Annotated in this window: 11 protein-coding genes and 2 pseudogenes; 8 read left to right on the top strand and 5 right to left on the bottom strand. The window is 48.8% G+C overall.

The features are described 5' to 3' along the window. Window positions 1-60 precede the first annotated feature (60 nt). From O9295_RS11090 to O9295_RS11080, 3 genes and pseudogenes are all read right to left on the bottom strand, one after another. Window positions 61-1170 carry a hypothetical protein gene (locus tag O9295_RS11090; RefSeq protein WP_288032965.1) on the bottom strand — a complete coding sequence of 370 codons (1110 nt, stop codon included), beginning with the start codon at window positions 1168-1170 and terminating at the stop codon, window positions 61-63. A gap of 464 nt (window positions 1171-1634) precedes the next feature. After that, window positions 1635-1703 (bottom strand): annotated as a pseudogene (locus O9295_RS11085) (thiol-disulfide oxidoreductase); the annotation flags it as partial. 12 nt (window positions 1704-1715) lie between these two features. After that, window positions 1716-2978, bottom strand: coding sequence for a sulfonate ABC transporter substrate-binding protein (locus O9295_RS11080; protein WP_288032963.1), 1263 nt, complete (start codon window positions 2976-2978; stop codon window positions 1716-1718). A gap of 216 nt (window positions 2979-3194) precedes the next feature. Here O9295_RS11080 and O9295_RS11075 point away from each other — a divergent pair, with 216 nt between their 5' ends. The 7 genes and pseudogenes from O9295_RS11075 to O9295_RS11045 form a co-directional block, all read left to right on the top strand. Further along, window positions 3195-3869, top strand: a complete 675-nt coding sequence (locus O9295_RS11075) for a cadmium resistance transporter (protein WP_002763668.1) — start codon at window positions 3195-3197, stop codon at window positions 3867-3869. Between the two features lie 110 nt (window positions 3870-3979). Beyond that, complete coding sequence (locus O9295_RS11070; protein ID WP_288032962.1) at window positions 3980-5053, top strand: sulfate ABC transporter substrate-binding protein; 1074 nt, start codon at window positions 3980-3982, stop codon at window positions 5051-5053. Window positions 5054-5073: 20 nt separating this feature from the next. Next, the gene (locus O9295_RS11065) at window positions 5074-6072 is read left to right on the top strand and encodes a PstS family phosphate ABC transporter substrate-binding protein (protein WP_288032961.1); all 999 of its coding nucleotides are present in this window, start codon (window positions 5074-5076) and stop codon (window positions 6070-6072) included. Between the two features lie 20 nt (window positions 6073-6092). After that, window positions 6093-7037: a phosphate ABC transporter permease subunit PstC gene (pstC, locus tag O9295_RS11060; RefSeq protein WP_002763664.1), complete on the top strand. Its 945-nt coding sequence runs from the start codon at window positions 6093-6095 to the stop codon at window positions 7035-7037. 6 nt (window positions 7038-7043) lie between these two features. After that, window positions 7044-7934: a phosphate ABC transporter permease PstA gene (gene pstA, locus O9295_RS11055; protein ID WP_002738206.1), complete on the top strand. Its 891-nt coding sequence runs from the start codon at window positions 7044-7046 to the stop codon at window positions 7932-7934. 139 nt (window positions 7935-8073) lie between these two features. Continuing rightward, window positions 8074-8871 carry a phosphate ABC transporter ATP-binding protein PstB gene (gene pstB / locus O9295_RS11050; RefSeq protein WP_288032960.1) on the top strand — a complete coding sequence of 266 codons (798 nt, stop codon included), beginning with the start codon at window positions 8074-8076 and terminating at the stop codon, window positions 8869-8871. Window positions 8872-8943: 72 nt separating this feature from the next. Continuing rightward, window positions 8944-9294, top strand: a pseudogene (locus O9295_RS11045) (calcium:cation antiporter family protein); the annotation flags it as partial. A gap of 72 nt (window positions 9295-9366) precedes the next feature. Here the strand turns inward: O9295_RS11045 and O9295_RS11040 are convergent. Continuing rightward, a complete protein-coding gene (locus O9295_RS11040; protein WP_261779553.1) occupies window positions 9367-9510 on the bottom strand; it encodes a transposase in 144 nt (47 codons plus the stop codon). A gap of 16 nt (window positions 9511-9526) precedes the next feature. Further along, entirely contained in the window at window positions 9527-9700 is a 174-nt protein-coding gene (locus O9295_RS11035; protein ID WP_423202529.1) for a transposase, read from the bottom strand. 148 nt (window positions 9701-9848) lie between these two features. On the opposite strand from O9295_RS11035, the gene O9295_RS11030 reads away from it, so the two are divergent. Further along, window positions 9849-10082 (top strand): helix-turn-helix domain-containing protein (locus O9295_RS11030; RefSeq protein WP_288032959.1); only part of this gene is annotated, 234 nt, incomplete at its 3' end.

The raw sequence follows: 10082 nt of genomic DNA, 5'->3' as shown, positions 1-10082 counted from the left end.
TAGACCTCTTGCATAAATCCGAAAACAAACGATAGAAACAATAATGGGAGGGACTTTCAGTTAATTATTTATTAGTAGTTGATAATCTTCAAAAATGTTGCTGTACAAGGATCGACTTAAGACTTTTGCAAGAGGTCTATTTTGCTGTACTAAACGCCCACTCATTTGTAAGGCTTCTAGCTGCTCCTCAATCGTTTTGCGATTTTCTGTATTTGTTGTGTCCAGTTGACGAGCTACATAAGCTGCTATGGCTTCTTCTTGGTTGTTTCCTACGGCGATCGTTCCTTGGAATTTAATCGCTTGTGGGTTAGTTACAGAAGCACCCGGCGCAAAACTTAGGGAAGCATGACAAAGAAGACGATCAGGGAAACTTTGGTTATTGCCTATTTCTACTGTCCAGCCAGCTTTACTTTGCAGAGTGTCTAAAAGGCTTAAAGGATCTCTGTCTGGGTACTGTTCTTTGATAAATTTGTCAAGATAATCATTTTCGCCGTCGCTATACCAGCCAATGACATCATATCGTAGGTCTTTGGGCGGGGTTGTGTTGGGGGTGAAGTCCCCATCATGAAAACCGAACACACTACGACAGTTAGGATAAAAACCAGCAAAGGCAATTTTTTCGTTGTCTAAGCCATCAACTGTGGCGAAGGGTCCAATAGCGGACAATTCCTGAATATATTGGGCATTTGTTGGCCTTAAGCGCCATGCTCCCAATTCTAATTTACGCCCCAGAAAACGATAGGGTTGATACTCATTGGTAGCTGGATAATAGAGGATATTAATTGTATCTTCTGGTGTAGCACCTTCAGGATACAGATAATCACTTTCTACAACCCATTTTTTTTCTACTAGATTGCCCCCACGTCTTATAATTAACCAGCGATTAGGTACAAGGGGAAATGTAATGCCTTGTTCTCCATCTCTCGCTATACCGTTAGTCAGCGCATCTGGTAAAGACCAGTGTAGGTGAATGCCTGCTTTTAAGGTCAATTGGGGTTGTGTAAAGGGAACCGTTAATACGGTTTCGCTAATATAAGCCCTACCGCGATTTACTAATTGGCTATTTTTATAGTAGGGGAGCTTACTATAATCAGTCATTTCCCCCAGTACATTTGTCTTGGTGGGGAGGTAGAGGGCATCAAGGTAAACTGGGACTAGAAGTGTGGTCATAACTGTAGTATGTAGGGATGAATGAAGCAGAAGCCTAAATCGTGAGGTTTAGCAATCTTCGCTGTTATACTGCGACAGAATGTCAAGGGGCAAAACCCACTTGGAGAAGTCTTAAGATTCGTTTTTTTCTTTATTTTTTGAATGGTAAGAACTCTTGATTTCTTTGTCAACACTTGTGGCATTTTTTTTCGTAAATTTTCGTAAATTTTTTGTTATTTTTTGTTATAATATCGTTATAATTTTTAGAATTAAGGGAACAGGGAACAGAGTAAAGTCAATATTTACAGGAAGTTCTAACAAGCCAAAATCTAATCAGGATTTTCAGGATTCTCAATCCAAAATCTAAAATCCAAAATCGAAAAACATTTCAAGTTTGTCGATGCTTTAAGTTCTACTGCTAGAAAAGCATCTGCTAAATGAGCATGGTCGTTATTGCTCGTTTCTATGACAATTGTCAGAAAAAGGATAATATCCACTAGAAACCCGATCATCGGCCATTTGGTAGCGGCATAAATCCAACCGATGCCCAAAATGCCGATGTCTGGTTAATATGTCCAATTTTGTTTCGTCTGTAGGGTGTAGGTTCCGTCGCGCACATTGACCCGATGGGGGATCAGCTTCAGGTCTCGGAAGATATGAGCTTGGTGTTGTAGGGCCGTCAGAGAGCGATCGTCGATTGGGATAATGGCACGTTCAGAGGCCCGTTGTTCGAGATTAGTGACGATCGCCGGATCGATCTCGTGGTGAGCTGCCAAGCGTCTCGTCGCCTCTAACTCCTGTTGTTTCGCCCAGGCCCCCGCCTCGTTCACCTCTTCTAAAATCACCTTCAGTACATCGGGATAATCCCGCACCAATTCGGGAACCGCATAATAATAGGTCGGCACTTCTAGAGAGGCGTTTTCCCCGAATATACTCTCTAGATCCGCCACCGATCTTCCCGGATAGGTGCGCGTCTCCGTGGGGGAATAGGGAACCCAGACCACCCAAGCGTCGATCTCACCGCGACGAAAAAGCACCAGTGCTTCCGGTTGAGTCGCATACACCGGTTCGATATCGCTTAATTCTAGATTCACTCTCATCAGGGCGCGGATGAGGACATAATGGGCGCTCGAACCTCGATCGAAGGCGATTCTTTTTCCTTTTAAATCCGCCAACGTCTCTATTGGCGAATCCTCAGGCACGAGAATCGCCTGACCTTTCGGGGCGGTATATTTTTCCTTGGCTACCCGGACGAAGACGTGTTCGGCTGCTTGGGAGAAAATACTCGCCGTACCGCCACCACCGCAGAAGTCGATCGTTCCGTTGCTCAAGGCCTCGATCAGAGAGGAAGCGGCCAGAAAACTCGTCCACGTTACCGTCACCCCAAAGGGTTTTAAGCGTCTTTCCAGAAAGGCCTGGGCGCGGAGAACTTCCAGATTGGTCATACCCTCGGGATAGCCGATCTTGAGGGTTCCTAACCGCCGCGCTTGTTTGGCGAGAGGAGTGATATCGGAGGGGGTCGAGCGCTTGAACCAGCGATCGATCGCGATACAGAAGAGAATTCCAGCGATAAATAATCCCACGGTTTCCAATAGCCGGGGAGTCGTATTTCGGGGGAATTTAAAGCTATCGACGAGGTTCAGAATCAGGTTATCGGATCGAGAATTTTGACCGACGGCGATCTCGCGTAGCGAGCGCTTTGCGTTCGTGTCGGAAAATCCAGCCAGGAGAAAGCTCCCGACGAGGCTGGTCACAAAAAGCAGCGCGGGAAGAACTCCCCGGCAATTTCGCCACGGTTTCCAGAGACACTTGATCGAACGGTGGAGCATGGGATTTCTCGCAGAAAACAAGATTTATTATCGGTAAAGGAGACAAGAGGGAAGGGTTGACAAACTCCCTCGGCATAGCTGCCATTAGTTTTATCTACATACTATAGAAACCCACGACTCCTCGATTGTGTAACAAAGTACATTTATAAATGTATTGAAAATGATATAGTTTTAAAGTGAAATTGCGCCCGCATTTGAGAGATCGAGGTGGTATGGATGGATTGGTTGATCGAAATCGTCAAAATCGCGGTGGCCACCGGCATAGCCACCACCTTCGACGACAATATTTATCTAACCGGCTTCTTTAGCGAGGTAAATCGTACCTTTCGCCCGGTTCACGTTGTCGTCGGCGAGCTAGTCGGGTTTACGGCCTTAGTATCGGTTAGCTTGCTGGGTTTTCTACTCGGCTTAATCATCCCGCCGATTTATATCGGTCTTCTCGGAATCTTGCCGATCCTCATCGGTGTGAGAAATTTACTGACGTTAAATCGCGATAACGAGAGGGAAACCGCAGATCGCAAGGTGAATTTGCGAAGAAACGCCCGATTTCACGGATTCGCCTCCCGCAGACTATCCCTCGGTCAAGTCTTCAGCGATCGCCAAACCTATAAAGTTTCCGCGGTCACGATATCCAATGGCGGCAATAATCTCGGTATCTATATTCCCCTATTCGCCAATAGTACCGTGGCGCAGTTAGCCGTAATCATCCCGATCTGCTATCTAATCGTTTGTACTTGGTTATTTCTCTCCTATAATCTAACCCGCCAACCGGGGATCGCAGTTGTCCTCAGCCGTTATGCGAGTAAGCTTTTCCCTTTTGTGCTGATGTGGTTGGGCCTACGGATTATTCTCGATAACGGCTCCTATCGCCTGTTGATTCCCATCGGCTAAATTAGACCCCCCGTAAAAATCGCCAATCTCCGGCTCCCACGGGAGTCAAAATTCAGGAAGAGAGAAGAAAAAATTAGTTGGTTTAGAGCAACCTTATCGAGAAAATCCCGATGAATGTATCACTGTTGCCAATTCGATCGCTGTTTCGTCGCTTTCGTTCCTTATCGGGGAGGAGCTTCTTTTCCTTCCTGTTAGTGGGACTCTTGGCAAGTCTCGCCCTCGCCTCCTGCGGGGGAATCGGCTCAAAACCGGAGGTGAAACTGAATCTCGTTTCCTTCTCGGTCACGAAAGCCGCCCACGACCAGATTATCCCGAAATTCGTCGAGAAATGGCGGAAAGAGCATAACCAAAAAGTCATTTTCCAGCGGAGTTACGGCGGTTCCCTGGCCCAGGCCGATGACGTGATCGCAGGGAAACAAGAGGCGGACGTGGTACATCTGGCCCTTCCCCTCGACGTGATGCGGATATCTCAAGCCGGCCTGATTAATCGCGGTTGGGAAGATCGGGTGCCGCGGCGGGGGGTGGTGAGTCACTCGGTGGCAGCGATCGTCACGCGGGCGGGAAATCCGAAAAAGATTCAATCTTGGGCGGATCTGGCTAGAGAGGACGTTACGGTTCTATCCGCCGATCCGAAAACTTCCGGGATCGCTATTTGGCAGTTATTAGCCCTCTGGGGTTCGGTGACGCAAACGGGGGGCGAACCGCAACAGGCATGGGATTTTGTCCGCCGGATCTATCAAAAGATTCCCACCCTAGCCAGGGACGCGCGGGAAGCCAGCAATGCCTTTTTCCAAGAAGGAAAGGGGGATGTTTTAGTCACCTACGAAAACGAGGTAATTCTAGCGGCAAGAAATCAACCCGATACCAATTACTTAGTCCCCCCGGTCAATATCTCGATCGATAATCCCGTGGCGGTGGTGGATAGAAATGTCGATAAACACGGCACGCGAGAGGTGGCCGAGGCCTTTGTGAATTTCCTCTATTCCGAGCCGGCACAACAGGAATTGGCCAAATTGGGCTATCGATCGGTCAATCCCTTCGTGGCCAAGGATGAAGGACTACAATTTCCGCCGATCGAAACTCTTTTCAACGCCCAAGATCTCGGGGGTTGGACGTTGATCGAAAAGGAATTTCTGGCCAATAACGGCATCTTCGAGCAGATTAAAAACCAGTCGGCTTCCTAACATTTTTCCCGCTTTAATCTATGAAATTCTCTCATTATTTTTTCCTAATCTCCCTTCTGATGGCCAGTAATTTGATCGCCGGTTGCGGTCGCCCGGCCGACTCGGCCGAGAAAGAAGCACCAGTCTCGATCGACGGTGGTGCGGTGGGTTTCGCCCTCTCCCTCGCCGTTGCCGAAGAATATCAGAGAATCCATCCCGAAGCGCGGGTAAGCGTCGCCACCAGTGGAACCGGGGGCGGTTTTAGTAAGTTCTGCGCCGGAAATCTCGACATTGCCGGGGCATCGCGGGTGATCCGGAAAGAAGAGATCGAGAAATGTCGGGAAAACGGCGTGGAATTTCTGGAATTACCGATGGCGATCGACGGATTGGCGGTGATCGTCAATAAAAAAAATCAATTCGCCAAGTGTTTAACGATTAAAGAACTCGATCGAATGTGGAACACGAAAGCGGAGGGTAGGATTACCAGTTGGAAACAGATTAATCCCAAATTTCCCGACGAGAGATTATTACTTTTCGCCCCGCCTTCCGATACGGGAACCTTCGATTATTTCACCCAAGCGATTACGGGAAAACGGAGAAATAGCCGTACCGATTTCACCCCGAACCGCAATCAAAACGCGCTCGTGCAGGGGGTGATCGGCAATCCATCCGCGCTTGCCTATTTAGGCATCTCTTTCTATATGCAGAACCAAGATCGATTGAACTTGGTGGCGATCGAAAATAATGAAGGAAAATGCGTCAAACCGGTCCCCATCGATAACGTTCTCCGCAATGTCTATAATCCCCTTTCCCGTCCCCTGTTTATCTACGTCAACAAGAATAATTTAAAAACGAATCCATCCCTGGAAACATTCGTGCGCTTCTATTTAGAAAATTCCTGGAAATGGGTCGATGGCGTGGGTTACGTCGCTTTACCAGATGAGGCCTACGTCAAAACCCTGCGGAAATTCGAGCGCAGGGAAACGGGATCGAAATTCGGCAAAGCTAAACCGGGAGAACCGATCACGAACTTTATCTAAAAAAGGAATTTTGTCAAACCATGACCTTAACCCCGAGTTCTTTCGATAATTCTTTTTTGCCGGCAGATAATTCGCTCCTCAAGCGCCCCGGCGACGATATTCAAGAGAAGATAATCGCGCTGATTCTCTTCGCTTGCGCTTTCGTTTCCGTGGCGACGACAATCGGCATCGTGGCGATTATTTTTAGTGAAACCTGGGGATTTTTTCAAGAGGTATCTTTCGCCCAATTCTTTCTCGATACCCGTTGGACTCCACTGTTCGCCACCCCTCATTTCGGTATCTGGCCGCTAATTAACGGGACATTTTTAACCACGGCCATCGCTATGTCCGTCGCGGTTCCTTTAGGCCTATCTTCCGCGATCTACCTCGCCGAATACGCAAAACCGAACCTAGCGGCGATTTTACGCCCCGCGGTGGAACTTCTTGCCGGGATTCCCACGGTGGTGTACGGGTACTTCGCCCTACTCGTTGTCACGCCCACTTTGCGGAATCTTTTCCCCGTCGAGATTTTTAACGCCCTCAGCGCCGGGCTAATGATGGGGATCATGATCACTCCCACGGTGGGATCGATTAGTTTAGACGCGATCCGAGCGGTTCCCCGTTCCCTGCGCGAGGGTTCCTACGCCCTAGGAATTACCAAGCTGGAAACGATTTTTAAAGTGGTTCTCCCCGCCGCCCTCTCCGGGATCATGGCCTCGATTATTCTGGGAATGTCGCGGGCGGTGGGGGAAACGATGACGGTGTTGATCGCCGCCGGCTCGCAACCCCGGCTTACCCTCAATCCCTTCGAGTCGATCGCCACGATGACCGCTTTTATGGCCGAGATTTCCGGGGGAGATGCGCCCCGGGGCAGTCTCAGTTTTAAAACCCTCTACGCGGTCGGCGCGGTGCTTTTTCTGATCACGCTGGTGCTGAATCTAGCCAGTTACTGGATATCCCACCGTTTTAAAGAAAAATACGATTGATTTCCCATGGTTAAATCCTCTGTCAAATCCGATACCGTTGAATTTATCGACCATCTCGAACGCCGCGAGGCGATCGGCAAATTCTGCGAGTATCTTTTCCTCTTCGGTTTACTGATCGGTTTGTTCGTTCTGGCGCTGTTGGTGTTGAATATCGCCCACGATGGACTCGGACGACTCTTAACCCCCGGATTCCTCACGGAAACGCCTTCCCGTTTCCCGGAAAGGGGCGGTATCCGTCCGGCGATCATCGGTAGTTTCTATCTGGGAATTATCGTGCTTCTCGTGGCGGTCCCGATCGGGGTCGGGTCGGCTTTGTATCTAGAGGAATACGCCCCGAAAACTTGGTGGACGGCACTGATCGAGGTGAATATCGGCAATCTGGCCGGGGTTCCCTCGATCGTCTACGGCTTATTAGGATTAGCGGTTTTTAACTATCTGCTCAATTTTGGCCCGACGCTGATTTCCGGCGCGTTAACCCTTGCGCTTCTCTCGCTGCCGGTGATTATCGTCACGGCGCGGGAGGCGATCCGGGCGGTTCCCGATTCCCTACGCCAAGCCTCCTACGGTCTAGGCAGTACCAAATGGCAGACGATCCAACACCATGTTTTACCCTACGCGGTGCCGGGGATTCTCACGGGGGTGATTATCTCCGTGTCGCGGGCGATCGGGGACGCGGCTTCCTTAATGGTCGTCGGCGCGGTTAGTTTCCTCACTTTCGATCCTGGTTTATTCCAACGCTTTATGGCACTACCGATTCAAATTTTCAGCTATATCACCCGTCCCGAACCCGGTTTTGCCAATGCGGCGGCGGCCGCGATTATCGTTCTGATCCTGTTAATTCTCGCCCTCAACGCCATCGCCATCTATCTACGTCAACGTTATTCGACACTGAATTAGGGAAGGCAGCGGGCAAGGGGGTAGATACATAACCTTCCCTACTCCTGCACTCCCCACTTCTCCAGTACGGGAGGGTTTGCAAACCCTCCCCTCTAAAAAAACCATCGATCTTTAATAAACGATCAGGAGAATTTTTGCCATGACTACCCACCTTAACCCAGATCACAGTGTTTTCGACGCAGAAGGAGTCAAAGTTTTTTATAACGGGTTTCTCGCTCTTCTGGACGTTCATATTAAAATTCCCGCACGAAAAATCATCGCCTTTATCGGGCCGTCCGGTTGCGGGAAAAGTACCCTCTTGCGCTGCTTTAACCGAATGAACGATCTGATCCCCGGCGCCAAGGTGGAGGGAAAATTACTCTACCGAAATCAGAATATTTACGATTCGCAGGTCAACGCAGTCAAGTTACGGCGACAGGTGGGCATGGTTTTCCAACGTCCGAACCCTTTTCCCAAGAGCATTTACGAGAATATCGCCTACGCACCCCGAACCAACGGTTATCAGGGAAATCTGGACGAATTGGTCGAGTATTCCCTGCGGCAGGCGGCGATCTGGGAGGAAGTAAAGGACAAACTGAAAGAAAAAGGAACGGCACTATCGGGGGGACAACAACAGCGTCTCTGTATCGCCCGTGCAATCGCTATGAAGCCAGATGTTTTATTGATGGATGAACCCTGTTCGGCCCTCGATCCCATCTCTACCCGTCAGGTGGAGGAATTGTGCCTACAACTGAAGGAAAGTTACACGATCATTACCGTCACCCACAATATGCAGCAGGCATCGCGGATCGCCGACTGGACGGCGTTTTTTAACACCGAAACCGATCGGTCCGGGAAACGCCGGGGGAAATTAGTCGAATTCAGCCCCACGGAAGTTATGTTCGGTAATCCCCAAACCGACGAGGCCCGCGAGTATATTAGCGGGCGATTCGGGTAATCGAAACAGAAAAAAACTCGATAGTCTGTTTTTCAAAACCGTGCGCGGTTTTATGCCGAGACACCCATTGCTATGAATAGAAAGGACTGGATTTTCGCTATTTTGTTGGTTTTTGTCCCGATCTCGATCGCCTGGAATTTCCTGCGTTGGGACGTGACGATCGTTTTCCTGAGTGCCTGTCTAGCGATTGTTCCCCTGGCCGCTTACATGGGAAAAGCGACCGAGGAAATCGCCGTCGTGGTCGGTCCCAATCTCGGCGGTTTATTGAACGCCACCTTCGGCAACGCTACCGAATTAATTCTCGCCTACGCCGCCCTCGAAGAAGGTTTGATCGAGGTGGTGAAAGCGACGATTACTGGTTCAATTATCGGGAATCTGCTGCTGGTAACGGGCGTATCGATGTTTTTCGGCGGCTTACGCTATCTCAAGGTCGCGAGAGGACTCCCGTTAAACCGCGTAGCGGTTAACGGGAGATGAATCGCCACCAGAATAAAACTAACGCGGTAGGGTTTCCACTTTTGGGGAGTTTTGGTTCTCGACGTATTTTTTTAGTTGTTCGATGGTAACGCCGCCACAACTGGCCACGAAATAAGCTCCCGTCCAAAAATAGGGTTTGTTGTAGAAATACTTGGCCGCCAAATCCAGAAATTCCTTTCTAATTAATGGGACTACTAACTGTTTTAAGGTTAGCGATTAATTTGGATAAAGCGATGTCAGGTTTGTCATCGATAATCCGGTGAACGTAATCCGATTCACCGTTGAAATCAAGTAATGTGCTGTCCCATTTCGTGAGCGTTGACACAAAAATTTCTTTAAGTCGGGCTAAGATTTCATTGTTAATAGCAATGGCCGGTATTTGATGACGAATACGACGTGAGCGGTAAGTCTATAAACAGAGCGAAATCCATGATTGTAATCAGTTGACATATTAGGCGGTAAGTGTTATAATCTGATTGTACATCACGAAACGAACGACAGTGATAACGCTTACCTACCAGTACAAACTAAAGGTAAATAGGCAACAGGAACGGGAGATCATCCACATTCTTGATGTTTGTAAGAGCGTTTATAATTACGCTCTTTCAGAACGGAAAGATTGGTTAAACTCTCGAAAGTGTCTTGCGGATCGTTGTTCGTTAGTTTCCGAGTACATAATTCCTGCGGATGAACCCTATCCAAATTACTTCGTTCAAGCTAAAAATCTAACGGAA

This window comes from Microcystis sp. LE18-22.4A (assembly GCF_027531105.1).
Lineage (GTDB): Bacteria > Cyanobacteriota > Cyanobacteriia > Cyanobacteriales > Microcystaceae > Microcystis > Microcystis aeruginosa.
Note: the sequence above shows the minus strand (reverse complement) of the source record. Positions and strands in the feature narration are given on the sequence as shown.